Below are 22,489 nucleotides of genomic sequence, written 5' to 3'. Positions count from 1 at the left end.
GGTGGTGGAGGGGCTCACCGTGGTCGTCGTGCGCCATGAAGCATCGGGCGTCCTCGATCTGCATGTCCCGTGTGTCGCTTCCGGCGCCGTTCGCAACTGTGCGCGCCGTGGACGTTCCCGCGCATCGTCCTTTCGGTTGGTTCGCGCCATCACCAGCCCAGCCGATTCGAGGCTGTGACACCGAAGCTGCCGAGTCCGATCCACTGTGCTGCCTCCTACCGTTTGCCCGGGCGTCTTGGTGCCGCGGTGATCTTCTCGGTTCGCTCCGCGGGGTCGAGCGGGGCGCGATAGTCGTCGGTGCGTTTGAAGATGCCTTCGCCCCTGATCTGTGCGGCTTCGGCGTGGTTGCCTTCGAGTTCGGCGACCCTGGCAAGGTCGAGGCGGGAGATCTCGTCGTATGGGGAGGCACTGAGCGCGATCTCGGCGGCGCGGCGCGCGGTTGGCAGGTCGCCGTCGTTCATGGAGCGGGTGGCGACGAGGTGGGCGACGTCGATAATTGCCGCGGCGAACTCCTGGTCGAGGCGTTCGCCCTCGAACATCCACGTCCACGAGTCGGCGCGCAGGTCCGCGAACGGCTCACCGCGCACCAGGTGCAAAGCGGTGACGAGGTCAGGCAGCCCCTCCGCACCGCGTGCCTGGCCGCGCACGCGCAGGCGGCGGAAAAGGTCGACGTCGAACAGCACGCCGCGCAACGTGTACCCCCTCCAGCCGTTCTCGGTGCGCTCCCGAGTGCCTGGGGCGGTGGGCAGGTAGCTCTCTCCTGTGCGCGGGTCGGTGCCGAGGTACTTGCGCAGGTGGCTGATCTCGACGCGGGCGCGCTCGCGCTTGTACCCGAACTCGTCGGCCAAGGTCGCTGCGGTGACACCGTGCGGGTGTGACCACAGGTAGGTCAGGAGTTCGATGTAGTGGTGCTTGCGCTCGGAGACCTCCTGGCTGACGCCGTGCGCGGTCGCGCGGAGCTTTCCCAGGAGCATGACCCGCGGCACCGGGCACTTGTCACCCATTCGCCACAGCGTGAGGTCCTCATCCAGAGTCGGGTCGGCCGCGAGCACGGCGTCGGTCGTCGATTTCGGGACGGGTGGGGCGAGGGCGGCGACGTCGTCCTCGGTTGTTGCGGCGACCTCGGTGTATGCCGTGGCCGGCTCGGGGAGCAGCGATGTCGGTCCACCCGGTTGGTCGGGAGCTGGCCGGTCGTCGACCAGCGGCTCGCGTAGCGCGCCGGTCGCGGTGATGAGTGCCCCATACCCCTCGGTGAGCTGCTCATCGACGGGTGCGGGCACGTTCGTGTGCCGGCGGGTGACGCGCACGATCTCGGCGATGGCCGTTGCCTCGGCCTGCGTGAGCCCGGGCGCGCGGAGGTTGATCCCGAGGGCCGGTACTCGCAGGTGGGAGCCGTCGACCTCGAGCACGGCGACGGAGTGTGAGGGGGCGCCGGCGAGGGTGACAACGGCGACCCCTGGCCGCGCCTCGTGCGCGTGTATCGCTGCGGTGAGCTGGGCCGTGTCCTGCGCGGCGTCGGCACCGGCGGCGATGACGACGACGTGCAGCTCCTCAGGGTCGTAGGAGTGCGAGTTGCGCGCTGATCGCGTGATGGCTTCCGGTGCCCTGGTGTCGCCGGCGGGGTAGGGGCTGAGGCGGAACTCGTCGAGGTCGGCCAGCTCCTCACCGAATCCGAGTGTGTGGACCTGGACGAGCGTCGACCAGGGTGACAGGGCGAGTTCGGCGGCGACGTGCCGACCGAACCGCTGGGCGTCCGCGGGCGTGCCAACGACGTTGAGGACACCGAACCGTTCGAGGTTGAGCAGCCAAATGGTGCCCGCGTCGTCGGCTCCGACGGAGACCAGCATGGGGTAGGGCGCGAGCGTGTCCGGGTCCGGGACGTCCGCATCGATCTGGACGGTCCAGCGCGTGCCGCCACCGGTCCATGGTTCGGGTGGCGTGGCGTCCTCGGCCAGGTGCAGTGTCGCGGTGTCGGCGGTGAGCTCGACGGCGAGCAGCGGCGGGTATCGGGAGGGGGCGACGTAGGCGGAGGCCAAGGACCGCAGCAGCCGGTCGAGTGCCTGGAGCCGCGGCGCGGCCGGACCGCCCACGACCCGGGTCGTCCGGTCGACCGGGGCAACTTCGCCGGGCTCGGGCGCGATGAGCATGCCCGGGGTGCGGAACCGCAGCTGTGAGCGACGGTTACCGCGCAGGACAAGATGTAGGACGCCCGCGAGCACGGCGCCCGCCCCGGTCAGGGCGGGCCACAGCAATCCGTCCATGGACTCTGGTGCCACGCCTTGAGCCGGCGGCGGTGCCTGGGGGAGCGGCTGACTCGGCGCCGCCGGTGCCGGGATGAGTGGTGATGCGCTGGGAGCAGGTGTGGACGGCTGGGCCTTTGGCGCCGGCGGCGGAGCGATGTGCGCCGGCGCGGCGGCCGCGGGCCCAGGTGGTTGAGGCTCCGCCGAGGGCGGTCGCCCGGTCACGGCAGCGGCATCGGCCTCGCCAACGTTCGTGCTGCCGGGCAGGGTCAGTTCCCAACCGGGTCGGATGAGGTCGGGGTCCGTCAGACGAGCGCCGTCGGGCTGCACGATGTCGTTGGACGCTTCGAAGATCTCCGGGTAACGGCCGGCGTCGCCGAGCTCCTCGAGCGCGATCTGAGCGAGCGTGTCGCCGGGCTCAACGACGACGGTGCCCGTCGTCTCGACCGGGGCCTCCGTGCGTGCGTCACTGGGCAAGAAGAGCTGCATGCCCGGGGTGATGAAGTCGGGCTCATCACCCAGGACGTCCCTGTTGAGTGCCGCGATCTCCGGGTAGCGCAGCGGGTCGCCGAGCATCGTCTCGGCGATCTTCCACAGCGTGTCACCTCGGACCACGGTGTACGGGACCGTGCCCGTCCGAGCGGCGGGCTGCGCGGCCGGGGCATGAACGGGAATGCCGGCGAAACCGGTATGGGTCACGGTCGCGGCCACCGGGGCGGCCGGCGGGGTGACCGTGTCGGAACGCAGCGGCGCCGCGGCGGCGATGGCCGGTACTTCCGAGCCGGCGGCCGCGGCGGCGAAGGGCGCGGGCGCGGACGCGGTGACGAAGAGCAGCGCGGCCCACGCGATCAGGGTGCGAGCCATGTGCTGGGGCAGGGACAGCCCGCGCAGCTCGGGCGCGTGGACGTTACGGATCGCAGCGGTCAGCTCGACGAGCAGGCAGTACACCAGGACCGCCCACACGCCCCAGCCCATGATGCCCAATCCGACCCAGACGATGTTCCAGTCCGCGGCATCGAGCAGCTGCGTCCACACGGGGTGGACGGCGATGCCGGCGGGGCTCAGACCGATGAGCGTCAGCAGCGCGGGGAACCCGACGGCGAATGCGCCCAGGGAGAGAGTGGCGAGCAGCCCGAGAAGTCGTTCCTGAAGCGACGTCATTGTTCCCGATCTCCCAACGTGCGAATCACTTGGGCGGTGGCGTCTCCGGTGACGGTGAGGTCTGAGATCCCGATAATCCCGAGAAAGCGCGGGTCGTAGGTGTCGGTGACTGACACGTGCACGGTGTCCCCGCCGGTGACAGTCACGGTCCCCTCCACGCCGGAGGCGTCGAGGTAGGCCTGCGCGGCGACGCGCGCGTGGCCGACGGCGAGGGAGGGGTAGGCGCCGGTGACGGCGGCGGCGTCCAGCTGTTGGCCACCGACGCGGGCGGCTTGCGCGGCGACGCCGCGTGCGTGCTGCTGGGCGTGGATCTGGGCGCCGAGGTCCAGGGCGATCCCGACGCAGATCATCATGATGATCGCCGATGTCGCCGCCCACACCGAGATCGAGCCGCGCTCCTCCCGCCCGGCTCCTGCCAGCCACCCACACACGGCGCGACGCCGGATCATGGCGCCGCCCGATAGGCGTCGACGACGGCGGACATGGTCGCCGAGACCGTGCGATGGCCCGGCACACCGGGCACGGCGAGATCTGCCAGGTCGATCGTGCAGGAGACGGTCGCGGTGACCGTGCCCGGTACACCGACGGGCTTGTCCAGGCCGGAGGTGTCGAGGTCGATGTCGTAGCTCGCGCACCGCAGCCCTCGTGCCGCCAACGCGTAGTCGACCGCCGTCGCGGCCCGTTCCTGTGCTTCGAGGTGGGTGCGGGCGATGGACGCGGACCGGGCGGCGTCGTAGGCGACGGCCTCCACGCCCTGGAGAGCGACCGCGGTGCGGCCGGCGTAGATGAGCAGACCGACGAAGAGGATGAACGCCGGAACGACGATCGCCGCCTCGAGCGAGACTGACCCCCGCTCGCCCGCGTGCATGACCCTGCGCAACCGGTTCATGGTGCCGTCACCGTCTCTACCGGCGCCTCGGCCCGCGCGGTGATCTGCGGGGCGAAGCCGGGCAGGATAGAAGCCGCGGTGCCGGTCACGGTGATGCGAGCGACTTGGTCTCCGCGCTCCCCACCGACCGACACCTCGGTGATCGCGTGCTGCCCGACGTCGGTGACGAAGTCCGTGGCGGCAGCGATGCCAGCGCCAACGGAGGAGTCCTTCGCCCCAGCTGCGCGGGCGCCTTCCTGGGCCGCGGCGATGGCCACGGTGTGCGCGTGGTAGTACAACGCGCCTTGGACGCCGAGCAGCACGATCGCGAACATCGCCGGCAGCAAGACCACCAACTCGACCGACACCGAGCCCCGCTCCCACCGCCGACGGCGCCGATGCGTGGCCAGCCGTAGAGGAGTCATGGCCCTGAGATCCGCCCGGACTGTGTCGTGACGTAGTTCGTGATTGCCGCGACGACAATGGCGACGATCGCGATGACGGCGACCGCCCACAGCACGTGCTCGATGGTGACCGACCCACGCTCCGGGTGACGGTCGGGGATGGTCAGGTGCGCCTTGAGCAGCGTCAGGGCGGTGAGGAGGTGCGACATGGTTTCGTCCTTCCAGGGTTTGGATGTGAGGTGCGCGGCGGCCGACGGTTTTCCAGGTGTGCGCGGCATGTCAGGTGCCGGTGAACATGCCCAGCAGGGCAGGGGCGAGGAGGAGGGCCATGAAGATGACGCCCACGAGTGAGCCGGGGATTGTCATGCGCTCCCCGAGCGCGTTGGCGACGGCGAGCTCGTCGCTGAGCATCGCCGTCCGCAGCGCGGCGGAGCGGGCTCGCAGGTTGGCGTAGACTGCGGCACCCTCCGCACCGGACAGGCGCATGATGTCGGCGAAGTCCGCCAGTTCGGGCAGGGTGAGCTCATCGGCGAGGGCGTGCAGCGCGTCCCACGGCGGGACGCCGGAGAACCCCGACCGGCGCAGCTCTTCGGCGATGCGCCTGAAGACCCAGTTGTGCGAGACCTCGGCTGCGGACTCCATCGCCTGGCGTGTGGCCGCGCCGTTGTGCCGTTCGGTGGCGACGAGGTCGATGTAGGCGGCCATGGCGCGCCGGAACTCCCCGCGCGCCTTCTTGGCGCCATCGAGTGCGTTGTAGTTCGGGATGAAGAACATGACCGCTGCCAGTGCGGGGGCGGCGACAGCGGGCATCGCGAACGGCAGATCCAGTCCGAGGAGGGCGAAGAACGTGCTCATCAGGGGTGGGATGAGCAGCCCGAGGGCGGCGAACTGGAGCTTCTCGCCGTAGAACCGCGCCAGTGGGATGCGCAGCAGGGCGAGCTCGCGGGCCGGGGTGCGCACCCACACCGCCGGTGGCAGTGCCCGCATCGCCCACACTCCGAGCCGCTCCTTGCGTCCCGCGTCTGCCGGGGTCTGCAGGTCGGCGAGCTTGCGGTGACGAGCGGGAGTCATGCGGTCGAACGCGTCGTGCAGCTCGACGTGCGCGGGTGGGAGTTGGGTGCACAGCAGGACGAGGCTCGCGCCGGCGAGAGCGCCGAGCACCATGACGAGGAGCAGCGGTGGGCTCATGGGCGGATCCCGTCTTGGGTGAGTAGGCGGGGCCACGGTTCCCCGGCCGCCATGCGCTTGAGCCAGACCAACGCTGCGACGTAGGCCGAGAGCAGCACGACGAGCACCACCTGACCGACTGGGGACCGGTAGGCGGTGCTGTAGGAGCTGGTCAGTGAGAGCACCGCGAACACGGCGACGGAGATGGCCGTGACCCAGCGGGCCGTCGCCCGGGGCTTGGCTCGGTCGGCCTCGATCTGGCGACGCGCCCGTACGTCCTCGGCGACGGACTCCGCGAGAGCTTCGAGCACCGAAGCCAGGCCGGTACCACGCTTGCGGGCGGCCAGAACGAGGTTCATCGCGATGAGGTCGCCGGTGGCGTCGTCCAGCTCGTTGGCGAAGGCGCGCAACGCGTCCTCGGTGCGCCACCGGGCGCGAAGCCGGGAGGTCAGGCGGCGCACCTCTGGCTCGATCGCCGCCGGCGCCGACCGCACGGAGATGAGCAGTGCCTGCTCGAGCCCAATCCCCACGGTGAGCACGCTGGCCAGGGCGCGGGTCCACTCGGCCATCGCCTCCAATTTGAGGATCTGGGTCTTCGCATCCGACCCCGACAGCAGGGCGGGTAGGCCGAGTACGGCAACCGGGACGACGACGATGGCGAGCACCCAGCCGGTGATCTGCCAGGCGAGCAGGCCGCCGCCCAGGCCGGCCAAGAGCGTCAGGCGCGACCGCTTCGACATGGCGAACCGGGTGCCGCTGCCCGACGGCCGAGGTGGCGCTGGCGGCGTGGGAGTGAGGCCGACGACGACCGCGACCAGACCCATGCCCAGGGCGGCGCCGGAAATGATGACGAGGAGCATCACGTCACCTCTGGCCGGTCTGCGAGGTAACCGGTGAGGTCGAACCCGAACCGGGCCAGCCTTCGGTATTCGTCGGGCAGGACGCCGGGCACGGCGACGCCGTCGGGCCCTGCGGCGAAGACGTGCGTGGTTGCATACCCGGTGGCCTGCTCGCCGGGGGCGACGGCGACGATCTCGGCCACCCGTCGGGTGCGGGTCGTCTGGCCGTCGGTCCTCGTGGTGGACATGTCGACGTGGACGATCAGGTCGATTGTCGCTGCGAGCTTTGTGGTGGCCAGCTCGGCGGTGACGTGCGGACCGGCCTCCATCGCGCAGGTCACGAGCTTGCGGATCGCCGCCACGGCGTCCGAGGCGTGCGTGGTGGAGATCGAGCCGGTGCCGGACTCCATCGCCTTGATCATCGGCCAGACCTCGGAGCCACGGACCTCACCGACGATTTGCCGTGACAGGTTGTAGCGGTGCGAGGCTGACAACGCCTGGTCGAGCGTGAACTCACCCGGTCGGCGTCCGTTCGGTCCGATCTCCCCGGTGCCGGGGCGGTGCTCCCATGAGCGGACCATGTGGTGCCGGTGACGCAGTTCGTGCAGGAAGAGCTCGAGCTCGGTCTCGAACGTCCCGATGGGCTCCCACTCGTCGATCTCGGCGCACAGCGCTCGTACGAGCGTCGTCTTGCCCGCGCCCTGGGCGCCGGAGACGACGATCGATTTGCGTGCCCGGACGGCGGCGATCAGGAACGAGGACGCCAACGGAGTCAGCATTCCCAGGAGCACCAGGTCTTCGAGAGAGACCTCCACCAATCGGTGACGGCGAATGTTGACCTGAGGGCGCGGGCACACCCAGGCCGACGCCGCCAACCGGGATCCGCCGTCCAGGCGCATGTCCAGGGTCGGGTTCGCCTCGGAGAACTCTCGTGCGTTGGCCTCCGACCGGGAGGCGAGGAACGAGAGGAACTCGATCAGTTCGCCGTTGGAGTCCGCTACCGGTGGACCTTGGACTCGACGGCCGTCGGACATCTCCAGGATCACGTTGTCGAACCCGTCGATCATGATGTTTTCGACGTCGTCATGGTCGACGAGCGGCTGGAGCCGGCCGAGGCGGAACAGGGCGTCGAATACCGCGCGTGCGATCGCCTGCTGCTGAAGCAGGTTCCATGTTGGTAGACCGGAGTCGATGCGGTCAGCGACTTCAGCTTCGAGCAGGGCAAGGATGATCGACCGGCCGAGCTCCTCCTGCGCTCGCTTCGACAGCGTGCCGTGCTGTCCGACCGCGTCGGAGAGCTGGCTCGAGGCGCGGGCCCGGAGCTGGGCGACGAGCGGCCAGTCGATGTCCTGGGCCGCGATGCCGGATGCGGTGTGGCGTGTGGAGTCGGTGGTGGTCATAAGGTCGCGTCCCCGGTCAGATCAGCGGTCCGTTGCTCGCGCAAGCGAGTCACGGTCGAGGTGATGGCCTGCGTAGCAGCGTGAAGCGACCGCGCGTACGGGCCGGACTCGAAGCGCCGCGGGGGAGGCGCGCCCCGGTGGTAGACGGCTGCTGCGACGGCATCCTCGGCGACCGTGGCGACCACCGGCAGGGTGAGCGCCCTGCCGACCTCCCGCTTCGTGTACGGCCCGTCACCAACGAGCAGGAGGCCAGACTCGCGCCAAGTGCTGGACGACGGCGATCGCAGGTCTTCGGCCCATGTCCGGGCGCCCGCGAGGGCGGGAAGGGTGGTCCGGGTGACCAGGAGCGTCAGGTCCGCCCACGACAGCAGCGGCTCGGGGGAGCCGACCAGACCCAGCCGTCCCGCATCGACGATGACGTCCTGCCCGCTGCGTTCCAGGTCAGCCAGCGCCTCGGCCAGCGGCGCCCACAACCCGCTCAGCGCGGCCGCTTGCGAGTGCGTCTGAGTGCCCACCACGAAGGACACTCCCGTCGTCTCGATCGGCCGCACGACATCACGCAGCGCGTCGGAGACCGCCAGCGGGGAGGACGCGAGCTCGAGCAGGCCGCCGTCATACTCCCGGGCACCGCGGAAGATCCCAGCCAGGAGCCCGTTGGACCCGGACGGGTCGGCTTCCACCACCAGCACCGGGCGAGGCCAACACATCGCGAGCCCGACCGCTGTCGTGGTGACACCCGGAGACCCCGACGCCGAGCACAGCGTGATCACTGCCATGGCTCATTCACCGCTCCCGCGAGTCCAGAACGAGGTAGAAGTTCCCGGCGGCGAGCCGGGCGGCAAGCACAGGCCCGTCGACCTCGGGCACCAGGAGTGTCACCACCGTCGAGACGGTGTCCGCACTGAGGGCTACCGTCGCGACCTCGGCCGTGGAGAAGGGCGGGATGCCTGTGGGCTCCTGACCGGGTTCAGGAGTCACGACGATCTTGACCCGGTCACCGGGCTGGAGATCCAGGCCGTCGGCGCGCTCGGCCGGAAGCGTCACAGGCAGCAGCGACATGCCGTCGGGCGGCAGGGCCTCGGGCGCGAGCATGGCCTCAGTGACCAGCCCTCCCGCCGTGAGCGGAATGGAGACCCGTTGACCGACGATCTCAGCAGCCCTCGACGCCGCGATCGGCGACAAGGCCGGGTCGAGCGTGATGCGAGCGGTAGTCAGGTCACCGGCCTCGAGCACCTCGCCGCGTCCGACGTCCTGTGCGGCGACGATGATCTCAACCGCGTCGTCGGTCCGGGAGAACAACCACCCAATGCCACCGGCGCTGGCGAGGGCCACCACCGCACCGACCGCGGCGATCGCGGGCCGGCGTCGCAGCCGTGGCGGTGCGCCCGGCGGTGAGGTCCGCTCGCCCGTCGTCTCGTCGGGCCGTGTCGTTGTGCTAGTCATTTCCCCCACTTTCGTCGCGGTGCTCGCTTACGAGGTCACGAGCACCTGCGCTTCCCCGACCGCGACCTGCACCGACTGAGAGAGCCCGTCCATCCGGATAGTTCCGCTTTGCCCTGCGCCTTCCCAGGTGATGACCCAGTCCGAGGTCGCCGTGACGGTGAACCTGTCCCCTGGCTCGCCGGCGGACGACGTCGTGTAGACATGACCGCAGTCCGGTGACTGCTGCCGTCCGTGGCTCGGGTGGTACGCCGTACCGCCTCCGTGGCACACGACCGTGTTGCCGTCACCCATGTCCCAGGTGATCGTGCTGACGCGTGCGGTCGCGGTCACCGTGACGCCGCCGGCCGACGCCGACGCCGAGATGGGTCCCACCGTGCTTGGGCCCGGCTCCGCCGCCCACATCCACACCGGCATGCCCACCAGACCGAGAGACCCGGCACCCGGCTCGGGGACGATCCCGATCTCAATCGCTTCCAGCCCCATCGAGTCCACCGCGGTCTGGGCAAGGTCCCGCGGGGAGGGCACCGGTGCCACCGCCGCGGGTGGCTCGGCGAGCCAGATGAAGATGTTGCTGATAAGCGACTCTGGGTCGGGGATATGACAGTGGTAGATCGCCCCACCGTCAGCCGGATCACGCCCGCCCCAGAGGGGGTCACCAGGTTCAGGTTGCGGATCAAGCCTCGTGAAACTGGAAGGGTCCTGCCAGCATGGCAAGTCCGAGCCAGTATCAGCCGGTCCCCGCTCATCGGAGATGTTCTCGTTCGAGGGAGGAGCCGCCGGTACGTCGATCCTGATAACGCAGATGCCTGTAACGAGGTCGACCTGGAGGCACTTAGGAGCGGCCTCAGTGGCTCCGACACCGAACGCGAAGAAGCACGGCAAGGCGAGAAGTGTGGCGACGCCACGCGTCAGTCGGCGGAGTCGCATGGCTGCTGCTCAAGAGTCTGGCTAGTCGACACTCGCCACCCACCGGCTGGGTCGTTCTCCCAGTCGTAGTTCGCGACGGTGTGCCGTTCCCATCCCCGGGTTGGCCGTTCATCAGCAACGACGGAGCTGCCGTTCGCGTCGACGATATCGACATCGCCGACGTCGATGCAGACATCGAGCTGGACCACCGGTACCGTCGTGCCTCCGCCGTCCGTGTTGTCGAGGTTGACGCCCTTGGGTTCGAGCTCGACGATCCTCGTCTCGCCGGTCTGGTGCCAACCTTCGCCGCGCTCACGCTCAACTTGTCGCTGACGCGACACCAGGGCGGCGCTGACCGCGACGTTGTCAAGGATGGAGAGATCCGCGTTCGGATTGGCACGGAGCTCATCGATGACCTGGTAGTACTCCCGTAGCACCGCCTCGGCATCCCGCGCCGCGATTTCGGAGGCCGAAGCGGAAGTTGATGACGGGCTCTGCGACGGTGTGGGCGAAGGAGGCGCGGAGGTCGCTACTGTGGGAGTCGGCGTGGTTGTCGGTTCGGGCGAGCCTGAGCAGGCGGAGGTGACGACGAGCGCCAGGATCGTCGCCGCTGTTAGTGCCCTACCTCGACCCCCAAGGTGCATGCCCTCGACGCCCTTGTTCGAGTACTTCTTGCGTGCCCTGTGTACGCGGACGACCTCGCGCGGAGGCCGACGCGTGAAGTGTTGCAGATCCATGGGTCCGATTACCACCCTCCTGCCGCGATCCAAGCCAGCCCATCCCGCGTTCCAACGAGCAGCAGCGAGCTCGTCCGATGACTAGGTGTGCGGGGACCGCCGTGGCGCCGCCGACAGTCGTCACCGCACGACCTCGCGAGAGGGCTCGAACCCTTCCTTGTCGGAATCCGCCCCGCGGCCGAACCGACCGCAGGAGCCCGCCAACAACAGCCCTGAGCGCGGTGGCCTTCGTGGTCCTCACACCTCTGGCACCCGAGGCGCACCTGGGTGGTGTGACGGTCTCGATGCGCGTGGTCTCGGCGGGTAGCGGTTACGGCTACCTGCTCCGCTCGGTCGTGCAAGGCGACGGAGACGCTGCCCAGGCGACCGGGTTTACGCGGTACTTCACGGAGGCCGGCACCCCGCCCGGTGTGTGGATGGGCAAAGGCGTGGCGTACTTCGGGACAGGTGAGCTGCGCCCCGGCATGACGGTAAGGCCCGAGCACCTCCAGGCGCTTCTGGGACGTGGCGACGACCCGGTCACCGGAGAGAACCTCGGCCAGCCCTTTCGGGAGTACCCGACCGTGACTGAGCGCACCTCCGCGATGATCTCTCGCATCGACCGGACCCTGCCTGTCGAGGAGTTCGACACCGAAGTGACCCGCATCCAGGCCGAGCAAGCCGTCCGCGGACCGCGCACCGCGACCGCCGGGTTCGACCTGACCTTCTCCGTGCCCAAGTCGGTCTCCGTGTTGTGGGGCGTCGCCGACGCGAACACCCAGGAGCTGATCGTCGCGGCCCACCACGCCGCCGTCGCCCAGGTCCTCGACCTCTTCGAGCGCGAGGTCGCGGCCACCCGCACCGGCCACGCCGGCATCGCGCAGGTGCCCGTCGTCGGGATCGCCGCCGCGGCGTACGACCATTGGGACTCCCGCGCCAACGACCCACAGCTCCACACCCACGTGGTCGTGTCCAATAAGGTTTTGACCGCTCATGACGGGCAGTGGCGCACGCTGGACAGCAAGGCCGTCCACCACTCGATTGTCGCGCTGTCCGAGCACTACAACGCCGTCCTGGCCGACCGGCTCACCGGGACCTTTGGCCTGTCGTGGGAGCGGCGCGAGCGTGGTGAGGACCGCTGCGCCCAGTGGGAGATCCAGGGCGTCAGCGAGGACCTCGTCGCCGCATTCTCCAGCCGTGCCCGCGCGATCGACATTGCCACCGACGCCAAGATCGCCGACTACGTCGGCGAGCACGGCCACTACCCCTCCGACCGGCGCATCGTGCGGATGCGCGCCCAGGCCACGCTCGACACGCGGCCGGAGAAGAACATTCGCGCTTTGGCGGATCTGACCGCCGAGTGGCGGGCACGCGCACAGAAGATCGTCCGGGGCGACCCGACCGAGTGGGCGCGCGAACTCACCAAGAGTCCGCCCGCGCAGGTCCTCACCCACGACTCCGTGCCGATGTACCTGATCGACCAGGCCGCTGCCGACGTCGTGGACGCGGTCGCTGAGAAGCGGTCGACCTGGCGGCACTGGAACCTGTGGGCCGAGGCCTCGCGCCGCACGATGGGCTGGCGCTTCGAGACCGTGGAGCACCGCGACCTCGTCGTCGCGCTCATCACCGATGCCGCCACCCGGCAGTCGGTCCCCCTCACCCCAGGCGAGGCCACCATCACGCCGGCCGCCATGCGGCGGGAGGACGGCACCAGCACCCTGCGACCTCGACACTCGACGTACTACACGAGCGAGCACCTGCTCACCGCGGAGGATCGGCTGCTCGCGCTGTCCGAGGACCGACTCCCGGCCCTCGTCGGCCCGCAGCACATCGTCGAGAACGTGCCCAGCGCCCGTGTCGATGGCGTGGCGATCGACGGCGAGCAGGCCGCCGCGCTTTCCCGGGTCCTCGCGTCTGGACGGCGCCTGGACTTGCTGGTCGGCCCGGCGGGCACCGGTAAGTCCACTGCGATGGCCGCCCTTCTCGGTGCCTGGACCGCCCAGCACGGGCCTGGGTCCGTAGTCGGCATGGCGCCGTCGGCCGCCGCCGCGCAGGTGCTCGCCGAAGACCTTGGCATCGGCTGCGACAACACAGCCAAGTGGGTTCACGACCACCGGCGCGGCAAGGCCGACTTCCGCCCTGGGCAACTCGTCATCCTCGACGAGGCCACCCTCGCCTCCACGCGGACCCTGGAGACCATCGCGACCCGCGCGGCCGAGGTCGGCGCGAAGGTCGTGCTCGTCGGTGACCCGGCCCAGCTCCAGTCCGTCGACGCCGGCGGAGCGTTCTCCCTGCTCGTCGAGGCCCGCGACGGCGACATCGCACGGCTGGTCGAGGTGCGACGCTTCATGCACGAGTGGGAGAAGGACGCGTCCCTCGCGCTGCGTGACGGCGACGTCGCTGCGATCGATGCGTACGAGAGCCACGGCCGCATCCTCGAGGGCACCACCGAGGCCATGATTGACGCCGCGTACGAGGCATGGCAGGAGGACCTGCGCGTCGGGCATTCGTCCATCCTCGTCACCGAGGCCGCCGAGTCCGTGCGGCACCTCAATGAGCGTGCCCGTGCCGAACGCATCCAGTCGGGCCTCACATCCGCGCGGCGTGAGGTCCCTCTGCGCGACGACGTCCGGGCGTCTGCCGGTGATGTCATCATCACGCGCCGCAACGACCGTCGCCTGCGGCCCAGCCCAGACACGTGGGTCCGTAACGGTGACCGCTGGACCGTCACCCACGTCGGAAGCGACGGGACGCTCGACGTGCGCCGAGTCGGCGACCCCAGCGGGGCGGGCCTGACGCTCCCGGCCGGGTACGTCGGCCGACACGTCGACCTCGGCTACGCCGTCACCGCCCACCGTGCCCAGGGCATCACCGTCGACACCGCGCACGTCGTCGTCTCCCCGTCGACCACCCGCGAAAACCTGTACGTCTCCATGACCCGCGGCCGACGCGCCAACACCGCCTACGTCGCCCTCGACAAGCCCGACCCGCTGCATGCCACCCCGGCCGACGCCGACACCTCCGCGCGCACCGTCCTCTTCGGCGTCCTCAGCCACTCTGGGCTCGAGTTGACCGCGCACCAGACCATCACCGCCGAGCAGGAGCGGTGGACCGGCATCGCGCAGGTCGCGGCCGAGTACGAGACCATCGCCGCCACCGCCCAACGCGACCGCTGGACAGGGCTCGTCACCGACGCGCTCGTACGCGCGGGCGCGCTCACGACCGCCGAAGCCGGCCAGGTCATCGCCTCCGGAGCCTTCACCGTCTTGATGGCCGAGCTGCGCCGCGCCGAGGCGAACCGCTACGACGTCGACACCCTGCTTCCGCGGCTCGTCGCCCAGCGCACGCTGCTCGACGCCGGCGACGTCGCTGCCGTTCTCACCGCCCGCCTCGCCCGAGCCACAGCAAGGCCCGCACCCGGTACGAGGCCGGATCTCATCACCGGACTCATCCCCGCCGTCATAGGTCCGCTGCGCGCCGACGCAGCTCGCGCGCTGGCCGAACGCCGCGAGCTCATCGAAACCCGCGCCCGTACGCTCGCCGAGGCTGCAGTCCGCGAACAGGCGCCGTGGCTGTCTCGTATCGGTGAGCGACCGCTCAGTGCCGGCGATCGCGAACGGTGGCTCGACGAACTGGCGGTCGTTGCGGCCTATCGTGACCGTCACGGCATCACCGGGCCCGCGCCACTCGGCGCCTCGTCCCAGACACTCGTCCAAGAACGCGACCGGGGCCGCGCCGCCGAAGCACTCCGCCGAGCCGAGGCCACCGCACAGGCCCGCAGGCGCGCAGCGAGCCGTTCGCACACGCACGCGTGCAGTCTCTAGGACGCCCCACGCCCCTGCCGTAATCGCACGCATGGAACCCAGCGTGGGCGAAAGTGCCCGACCACGGGGCCACTGGCAAGGAATCTGTGGATACACGAGTTGTCCACAACCTCACCGTCTACCGACGCACAGCGAACCGGTAGCGCCCACCCTTCACCGCTAGAGGCTGGCTCATCCCCAGCCGGCCATGAGCGAGAGGCGGCATCGTGCTCTTCTACCTCATCCTCCGGTTCTGGTTCGCGCTCGCACTCCGCGTCTACGCCTACGTCCGTGCGTGGATGCCGACCAGCCACCTGGTCCGCTGGGTCAAGACCGACCGCGGGATCAAGTGGGGCCTTCCCATCGGTGCCGCTCTCACACCCCTGTACTACATAGCGATGACCTGGAGCGGAGGGCACCTTAACGTCGACAACTCCGGCTGGTGGTGGGTCCCGACGCTGTGGGGCGCGATGAACACAATCAAGTTCGCACACGTCGCAATCCGCAGCCCGTTCGTCTGGGTTCGCCGGACGCTACGCCAGCCCGCCGCGCGCCAGTTCGGGGCATACCCGCGGTGGCCCGGGCACTCGCCAATGGTGCCCAACGCACGGGTATCCGTCGAGAGTGTCGACGCTCAGCAATAGTGTTATCCAGATGAGTCAAGCACCAGACGCCCCCGCGACCTCAGTGCATGACCGTGCTGTCCGCGCCGCGATGTTGCCCAAGACGATGTGCGCGGAGCTTAGTCGGAGTGCGGGCTTCGATGTGGTTGCGGCCGTCGGCCGGCGGCTCGACGCCGGCGACACGGTCAAGCACGTCATGCGCTGGCTGCGCGCTCAACGCGGAATCCCGGGGAACCTTGACCGTGACGACGATCGACGCATCTTGGCCGTCCTGCGGGGCAGTAGGCAACGTGAGCGCAATCGTGCCAAGAAGAAGGCGCAGGCTCGGCGCGCAGCCCGCCAGCGAGCTGCCGCGCAAGATGCGGCGGTGATTCGGTCGGCAGCCGGCGTCAGCCGTCCGGGGCGTTTCGATGGGGCCGCGTCCACCTCGGTCAGGACGGTCAGTGGGGGACTGCCTGGTCTAGGCAAGCGAAGCTAGGGCACACCACGTACGCGACGTCGGCAGAATGGCGTGACTGCCGGGCTCCCTCATGGCTTAGGAGACCCTCGACGTCTCCGTCGAGTACGCCGTAACGGCCGTGGCCGTCTTCATCGCCGACATGCATCAGACGCATCGTGGCGAACTCGATGTGGCCGCGTCGAGAGTTCGGGCAACATGGTGGAAGACTCAAGGCGGAACGACCCAGCGATGTGCCACACCTGTCGGGCAGAATCGGCTCAGCAGGCGTGCTCGCTGTAGAGCACCAAAGAGGCAATGAGAACGGGCGGGCTGACGGCGTGACGCGGATCTTCGACAACATCCACAACCAGCTGGGCACGCACCTTCAGGCCACGCTGCAGGAGTTTGACCGGCTCGACGTGGCGGTGGGCTACTTCAACCTGCGCGGGTGGAGTGCCTTTGATGACCTCGTCCGCGAGAAGGTTGAACCGGGGGGTGGTGGGAAGCCGGTAGCCCGGATTCTGATCGGGATGGTCACCGGTGGACCTCAGCAGGAGGCGTTGGACTCCCTGCAATCGGAAGTGGATGACGCCCCGAGCCACGAGGCGGACAACACCGCGGCGCGCGCTCGACGTGACCAGTTGCTGGAGCAGTTGCGCGTCCAACTGATGCGGGGTTTGCCGACCGCCGCCGACCGTAGCACCCTGCGGTCCCTACGGGACCTGCTCGCCGAGGGGAAGGTCGAGGTGAAGGTCTTCACCCGCAGGCCGCTGCACGGGAAGACCTACGTCTTCCATCGTCAGGACCTCAATACCCCGATCATCGGATTCGTCGGCTCATCCAACCTGACTGCCCCCGGGTTGACGTCGAACCTCGAGCTGAACGTCGACGTCGTCGATTCGGCCGCGTCGGCCGACCTCGCGCAGTGGTTCGAGGACCGGTGGAACGACCGCTTCAGCCGGCCAGTAACCACAGAGCTGCTGGACCTGATCGACGAGTCCTGGGCAACACCTGAGCCGCGCCGGCCGTACGAGGTGTTTCTCAAGGTTTGCTACGACCTGTCCCGCGACGTGCGCGATGGCGAAGCTGAGTACTCCATCCCGCCGGAGATCGCCTCCTTGCTGCTCGACTACCAGACCACCGCGGTGCGCACGCTCGCCCGACGCATCGTCACCCGGGGCGGAACCATGCTCGGTGACGTCGTGGGCCTCGGTAAGACACTCACTGCCATCGCGGTCGCGTTGATGCTCAGGGACGAGCACGGATACATGCCGTTGGTGGTCTGCCCGAAGAACTTGGTGCGTATGTGGGAGGAACACCTCGGGGCGTACGACCTGCACGGCAAAGTCGTGCCGTACTCCATGGTCCACAACGTCCTACCGGAACTGCGCCGCTACCCCTTCGTGATCGTCGATGAGTCCCACACACTGCGCAACAACGAACGACGCGACTATGCCGCCATCCGCGACTACATCCGCGCGAACGACTCCAAGGTCCTGGGGCTGACCGCAACCCCCTACAACATCCAGTTCACCGACGTCGCCAACCAGCTCGGCCTCTACATCGAAGAGGACGACGACCTTGGCATCTCTCCGACAAACGCGCTGGCCGCTGACCCTCAGCTGCGTGACAAGGTCGACGGGAAAATCAGCACACTGGCCGCGTTCCGCCGCTCAGAAGACCCCGATGACTGGAAGCGGCTCATGTCCGAGCACCTGGTGCGCCGGACGCGGTCCTTCATTAGGTCCAACTACACCGCCCAAGACGAGCACGGTCGGGACTATCTCGAGTTCGCCGACGGCACCCGCTTCACCTTCCCCGACCGGGTGGCGCGCCCCCTCGCGCACGACTTCGGAGCCAGCGACCCAGCTCGCGCCATGGCATCAGACGAGGCGCTCGCGACGATCGACGCGCTTTCCCTACCCCGCTATGACTTAGCGCGGTACCTGAACCGGTCGGTTCTCCTGACGGAGGAGGAGCGCGCGTGGGTGGAGGACATCGCTCGTGGCCGCGGGCAGGTAGCTGGGTTCGTGAAGACCACCTTCTACAAGCGCTTGTCCTCCGGTGGGTATGCCTTCACCCTGTCCCTCCACCGCCACGTGGCCCGCAACGAGTTGTTCCTCTATGCCATCGACAAAGGCTTGCCCGTGCCGACCGGGACGATCCTGGACGTGAACATGGCGTGGGACGAGGACGAAACCACCGCTGACGCCGAGGGTGCTGATGTGCTCGGGGCGGAGCCAGCCAGGCGGTACGAAGCTCTGCAGGCGGCAAGTCCCACGGGGGTCACCTGGGTCCGTCCTGGGCTCTTTACCCCTGCACTACGCGATGCACTGGAACGTGACACCACCGCTCTATCCGAGCTGCTGGACTCCTTCGGAGACTGGGACGCCAGCCGGGACTCGAAGCTCCACGCCCTCATCGACCTGCTCACACAGCGCCACCCGCACGACAAGATCCTGGTGTTCACCGAGTACAAGGACACCGCGCTTTACGTCGCTGCAGAGCTCGCCGCGGTCGGCATCACCGATGTCGCCGCTGTGACTGGTGCCAGTGAAGATCCCACCCGGCTGGCCCACCGGTTCTCGCCTCGGTCCAACTCTCTGCCCGGCAAGGACCCGGGCGTGGCGCCTGAGGATGAGTTGCGGGTCTTGGTCGCCACCGACGTCCTGTCCGAGGGCCAGAACCTGCAGGACGCTCACATCATCGTCAACTATGACCTGCCGTGGGCCATCATCCGGCTCATCCAGCGCGCCGGCCGTGTCGACAGGGTCGGGCAGAGCGCCGACGAGGTGTTCATCTACTCCTTCTTCCACGAGTCCCTCGAGAACGTGATCTCGCTGCGCCGGCGGATCGCTGCACGACTGTCCGCGAATGCTGAGGCCTTTGGTTCCGATGAGCAGTTCTTCGGCACCGAAGGCGAGGTACACGTCATCAGCGACCTGTACAACGGCAACCTCGACGACCACGACGGCACCGACAGTATCGACGACGTCGATGCCTCCTCGCTCGCGTTCCAGTATTGGTCCAACGCCGAGAAGGCCGACCCGGCCCTGGCGAAGAAGATCGCGCAACTACCAGACCTCATCGACGCCACCCGCGCCCAACGCGTGACCGACCGAGAGGCCGGTGTGGTGTGCTTCGTGCGCACCGCCAGCGGCATCGACGGGTTCGGATTCGCACCCCTAGGGAAAGAGCCGCGGCTCCTCACCGGTCACGAGGCACTGCGCCTGTTCGAAGCGGCCCCCACCGAGGAAGGGCTCGAACTCCGCGAGGACCACGAGGACCTGATCGTCGGTCTCGTGCGCGGCCCACTCGCCACGCCCCAGGCCATCGCGGGCCGACTGCGCGGGGTGCGCCGACAGGTGTGGAACCGGCTCGGGGAAACCCTGGAGTATGCCACCCGCAGCCCCGACACCCAGGCCGCCTTGGAAGCTCTCTACCAGCATCCCCTGACGCGAGAGGCGGAGCGGCGCCTCCGCAGCGCGATCCGCTCCGCCGTCAACGATGAGGCTCTCGCCGCCCGCGTCACCGCCTTACACCGCGATGACCAGCTTGTGATTGAGAGCCGCACCAGCAACGACCCGATCCGCATCGTCTCCAGCATGGGAATCCGATGACCGCCACCTCCGCGACGCTCACCTCCGCCCGTCTGCTGCCACTGGTCGACCGCCGCGACTTCCGCAAGTTGTTCATCGAGGAGCTTGGCTGGGACAACCCTGACCAGCCCGACCGCACCGTCGCCTTCGAGAACTCCACTTACACCCTCACCCAGGTGGCCGGCTACAAGGGCATGCGGATCTGGCACTGCTCTGAACTGCCCGGCCGGCGCATCCAGCGCGCCCTCGACCAGGCTTTGGAGAAGGACAACTTCGAACGTCTGGTGATCTTCACCAGCGACACCGAGCAGGAATGGCGCTGGCCACGCCGAGCCCAGACCGGCGGCGTCAACGCCAAGCTGCTCGTCCACGCCCACAAGGTCGGTGAGGACGACACCCACCTGATTGACCAGCTCGATGCGATCACCATCGACTTTGATGAGGACCCAACCCTCGTTGAGGTCCTAGCCCGCATGCGGTCAGCCTTCGACGTCGAGGCCGAGGCCGCCTCTGTGGCGGCCGCCCGGCTCATGGCACGCCTGTACACCGAGCTCGAGGCATCCGAGCTCAGCACGCACGACGCCACGCTCCTGCTCGCGCGCCTGCTCTTCCTGCTCTTCGGTGACGACTCCGGCATGTGGCGCACCAACATGTTCCGCGACTGGCTCGCCACCTACACCACTGACACCACCCTGCACACCGACCTCATCGACCTGTTCGACGTGTTGAACAAGGACGAGAAGTTGCGAGGCCTGCCGCCGGGCTCTCCCCTTGCTGAGTTCCGATATGTCAACGGCGGTCTGTACCGCGACCAGCTCCACCTGAGCGAATTGAGCGCCGGCTTTCGAGCTGGCCTCCTTGATGCGTGCGACTTTGACTGGTCACTCATCTCTCCCGCCGTCTTCGGGTCCATGTTCCAGGTCGTGAAGGACAAGGAAGCCCGCCGCGAAGGCGGAGAGCACTACACCACCGAGGAAAACATCCTCAAAACCATCAACCCGCTCTTCCTCGACGAGTACCGCGACCGCCTCGACCAGGCATGGGACGACAAGGGCCAGCTCACTCGGCTCCACAACGACCTCGGCCGGCTCAGGATCATGGACCCCGCCTGTGGGTGCGGCAACTTCCTCATCGTCGCCTACCGCGAACTGCGCGCCATCGAGCTAGAAATCCTCAAGCGCCGGCGCCAGCTGGATGAGGCCGACCTCAACTGGAGCCGGTCACAGATGACACTGGACGTCACCGGCGACATCAAGGTCACCCTGGATCACTTCTACGGCATCGAGATCGAGGAATGGCCGGCCCGGATCGCCGAAGTCGCGATGCTGCTGGTCGATCACCTGGCCAACCAGGCGATGCAGGAGGAGTTCGGCAACCCTCCCGACCGGCTCCCTATCAAAATCGCCCCCACGATCGTGCACGACAACGCGCTACACCTGGACTGGCGCCACATCGTGCCGCCAAGTGACGACACCATCGTCGTGGGTAACCCGCCATTCATCGGCCAGTACACCAAAACCGCCCAGCAGACCGCCGACACCAAGGCAATCTGGGGACCGCGGTACAACGGCTACCTCGACTACGTTACCTGCTGGTACGCCAAAGCCATCGACCACTACGGCTCCCACAAGGGCCGGTGGGCCTTCGTCTCCACCAACTCCATCTGCCAAGGCGAAGCCGTCGAGTTCCTCTGGCGCCCCATCCTCGAGGCAGGGTGGCGCTGCCGCTTCGCCCACCGCTCCTTCCGCTGGGTGACAGAAGCCAAAGGCGGGGCCGCGGTGCATGTCTCCATCATCGGTTTCGACAAGGCAACGACCCCCAGACCTACGCTTTGGACATACCCATGGGGTGGCGTTGGCAAGGGAACGCCCCACGTCGCGAGCAAGATTAACCCCTACCTCGTGGCAGACGCCCCGATCCTCCTCGTCAGCAGTCGAACCCGACCTATCTCCCCGTCCATGCCGGCGGTCGGGTATGGCAACAAGCCCACCGACGGCGGCCACTTCTTCGTCTCGGCGACAGACCTCCCCATTGTCCAGGCCGACCCCACCGCAAGTAAGTACTTGCGCCGATTCGTCGGCGCCAAGGAACTCCTCCACGACAAGGACCGCTGGTGCCTATGGCTCGTGGGAGCCACGCAGGAAGAGATCAACTCCAGTCCGGTCCTGCGAAGCCGTGTCGCGGCAGTGCGCGCGATGCGTCAGGCCAGCTCAAAGGCCGCCACGAGGAAGAAGGCAGCCACGCCCCACCTGTTCGATGAACGACGGCAGCCCGATACGAGCTATCTGGCGATCCCCGCGCACGTCGGCGAACATCGCCGCTACTTCACCGCAGCCCGATACGACAGCGAGGTCATCAACGGGAACGCGAACTTCATGGTGGCCGATCCGGACGGCTTCGTCCTGGGCGTCCTGTCTTCGTCCATGTTCATCGCCTGGATGCGGGCGATCGGCGGGCGGATCAAGTCGGACTTGCGGTTCTCCAACACCTTCACCTACAACACCTTCCCGCTGCCGCCCCTCAGTGACCGCCAGCGGGGCGCCGTGGTCGCCGCAGCCCAAGGCATCGTGGACGCCCGCAGCCAACACTTGAGTGCCTCCCTCGCGGACCTCTACGCGCCGGATGGGATACCAGCTGACCTCCTGGAGGCCCATGCTGAACTCGACCGGGTGATGGACCGGATCTTCGACCTTAAGCCTGGCGCCACGGAGGACGACCGCCAAAAGCACCTTTTTCGACGCTACGCCAAGCTCACAGGTCAGGAAGTGCTTGACATCTGAGCCGACGTGGCTGGCGACTCCCGAAAGGAAGGAAGGATAGTCCAATAACGATCATTTATGAGACGGCGCACCAGCCCGGACGTGGATGTCCCGGCTCGATG

Annotated in this window: 17 protein-coding genes; 4 read left to right on the top strand and 13 right to left on the bottom strand. The window is 68.3% G+C overall.

What is annotated here, in order from left to right; translation table 11 throughout:
• Positions 1–215 precede the first annotated feature (215 nt).
• The 12 genes from GD632_RS09085 to GD632_RS09030 all read right to left on the bottom strand — a co-directional run bounded on the left by GD632_RS09085 (position 216) and on the right by GD632_RS09030 (position 11,165).
• Complete coding sequence (locus GD632_RS09085) at positions 216–3,401, bottom strand: LysM peptidoglycan-binding domain-containing protein (RefSeq protein WP_152191190.1); 3,186 nt, start codon at positions 3,399–3,401, stop codon at positions 216–218.
• The gene (locus GD632_RS09080) at positions 3,398–3,850 is read right to left on the bottom strand and encodes a TadE/TadG family type IV pilus assembly protein (protein ID WP_152191187.1); all 453 of its coding nucleotides are present in this window, start codon (positions 3,848–3,850) and stop codon (positions 3,398–3,400) included. Before GD632_RS09080 ends, GD632_RS09085 begins: the two co-directional genes overlap by 4 nt.
• Complete coding sequence (locus tag GD632_RS09075) at positions 3,847–4,290, bottom strand: TadE/TadG family type IV pilus assembly protein (RefSeq protein ID WP_152191185.1); 444 nt, start codon at positions 4,288–4,290, stop codon at positions 3,847–3,849. The genes GD632_RS09080 and GD632_RS09075 overlap by 4 nt, the downstream gene beginning before the upstream one ends.
• The gene (locus tag GD632_RS09070) at positions 4,287–4,637 is read right to left on the bottom strand and encodes a TadE/TadG family type IV pilus assembly protein (protein WP_264371884.1); all 351 of its coding nucleotides are present in this window, start codon (positions 4,635–4,637) and stop codon (positions 4,287–4,289) included. Before GD632_RS09070 ends, GD632_RS09075 begins: the two co-directional genes overlap by 4 nt.
• A 53-nt stretch (positions 4,638–4,690) precedes the next feature.
• Positions 4,691–4,882: a hypothetical protein gene (locus GD632_RS09065; RefSeq protein WP_152191179.1), complete on the bottom strand. Its 192-nt coding sequence runs from the start codon at positions 4,880–4,882 to the stop codon at positions 4,691–4,693.
• 70 nt (positions 4,883–4,952) lie between these two features.
• Entirely contained in the window at positions 4,953–5,861 is a 909-nt protein-coding gene (locus tag GD632_RS09060) for a type II secretion system F family protein (protein WP_152191176.1), read from the bottom strand.
• Complete coding sequence (locus GD632_RS09055; protein WP_152191174.1) at positions 5,858–6,700, bottom strand: type II secretion system F family protein; 843 nt, start codon at positions 6,698–6,700, stop codon at positions 5,858–5,860. The genes GD632_RS09060 and GD632_RS09055 overlap by 4 nt, the downstream gene beginning before the upstream one ends.
• Positions 6,700–8,079 (bottom strand): CpaF family protein, encoded by a 1,380-nt coding sequence (locus GD632_RS09050; protein ID WP_152191172.1) that lies wholly within the window; start codon positions 8,077–8,079, stop codon positions 6,700–6,702. Before GD632_RS09050 ends, GD632_RS09055 begins: the two co-directional genes overlap by 1 nt.
• The gene (locus GD632_RS09045) at positions 8,076–8,855 is read right to left on the bottom strand and encodes a ParA family protein (RefSeq protein ID WP_152191169.1); all 780 of its coding nucleotides are present in this window, start codon (positions 8,853–8,855) and stop codon (positions 8,076–8,078) included. The genes GD632_RS09050 and GD632_RS09045 overlap by 4 nt, the downstream gene beginning before the upstream one ends.
• Before the next feature lie 7 nt (positions 8,856–8,862).
• Positions 8,863–9,411, bottom strand: a complete 549-nt coding sequence (locus tag GD632_RS09040) for an SAF domain-containing protein (RefSeq protein ID WP_193311420.1) — start codon at positions 9,409–9,411, stop codon at positions 8,863–8,865.
• 138 nt (positions 9,412–9,549) lie between these two features.
• The gene (locus GD632_RS09035; protein WP_152191165.1) at positions 9,550–10,449 is read right to left on the bottom strand and encodes a hypothetical protein; all 900 of its coding nucleotides are present in this window, start codon (positions 10,447–10,449) and stop codon (positions 9,550–9,552) included.
• Positions 10,431–11,165, bottom strand: a complete 735-nt coding sequence (locus GD632_RS09030) for a hypothetical protein (protein WP_152191163.1) — start codon at positions 11,163–11,165, stop codon at positions 10,431–10,433. The genes GD632_RS09035 and GD632_RS09030 overlap by 19 nt, the downstream gene beginning before the upstream one ends.
• A gap of 284 nt (positions 11,166–11,449) precedes the next feature.
• On the opposite strand from GD632_RS09030, the gene mobF reads away from it, so the two are divergent.
• A complete protein-coding gene (mobF, locus tag GD632_RS09025; protein WP_226924775.1) occupies positions 11,450–14,968 on the top strand; it encodes a MobF family relaxase in 3,519 nt (1,172 codons plus the stop codon).
• Between the two features lie 206 nt (positions 14,969–15,174).
• Positions 15,175–15,591 carry a hypothetical protein gene (locus GD632_RS09020; protein WP_152191159.1) on the top strand — a complete coding sequence of 139 codons (417 nt, stop codon included), beginning with the start codon at positions 15,175–15,177 and terminating at the stop codon, positions 15,589–15,591.
• A 40-nt stretch (positions 15,592–15,631) separates the two neighbouring features.
• On the opposite strand, the gene GD632_RS09015 is transcribed toward GD632_RS09020, so the two are convergent.
• Positions 15,632–15,928, bottom strand: coding sequence for a hypothetical protein (locus GD632_RS09015; protein WP_152191156.1), 297 nt, complete (start codon positions 15,926–15,928; stop codon positions 15,632–15,634).
• Positions 15,929–16,347: 419 nt separating this feature from the next.
• On the opposite strand from GD632_RS09015, the gene GD632_RS09010 reads away from it, so the two are divergent.
• Both GD632_RS09010 and GD632_RS09005 read left to right on the top strand, forming a co-directional pair.
• Positions 16,348–19,629, top strand: a complete 3,282-nt coding sequence (locus tag GD632_RS09010) for a helicase-related protein (protein ID WP_193311418.1) — start codon at positions 16,348–16,350, stop codon at positions 19,627–19,629.
• Positions 19,626–22,388 (top strand): class I SAM-dependent DNA methyltransferase, encoded by a 2,763-nt coding sequence (locus GD632_RS09005; RefSeq protein ID WP_152191153.1) that lies wholly within the window; start codon positions 19,626–19,628, stop codon positions 22,386–22,388. The genes GD632_RS09010 and GD632_RS09005 overlap by 4 nt, the downstream gene beginning before the upstream one ends.
• Positions 22,389–22,489: the final 101 nt, after the last annotated feature.

The sequence above is a fragment of the Georgenia satyanarayanai genome (genome assembly GCF_009193135.1).
Taxonomy (GTDB): domain Bacteria; phylum Actinomycetota; class Actinomycetes; order Actinomycetales; family Actinomycetaceae; genus Oceanitalea; species Oceanitalea satyanarayanai.
The sequence above is the reverse complement of the archived record's forward strand: the minus strand, read 5'-3'. Positions and strand labels throughout refer to the sequence as shown.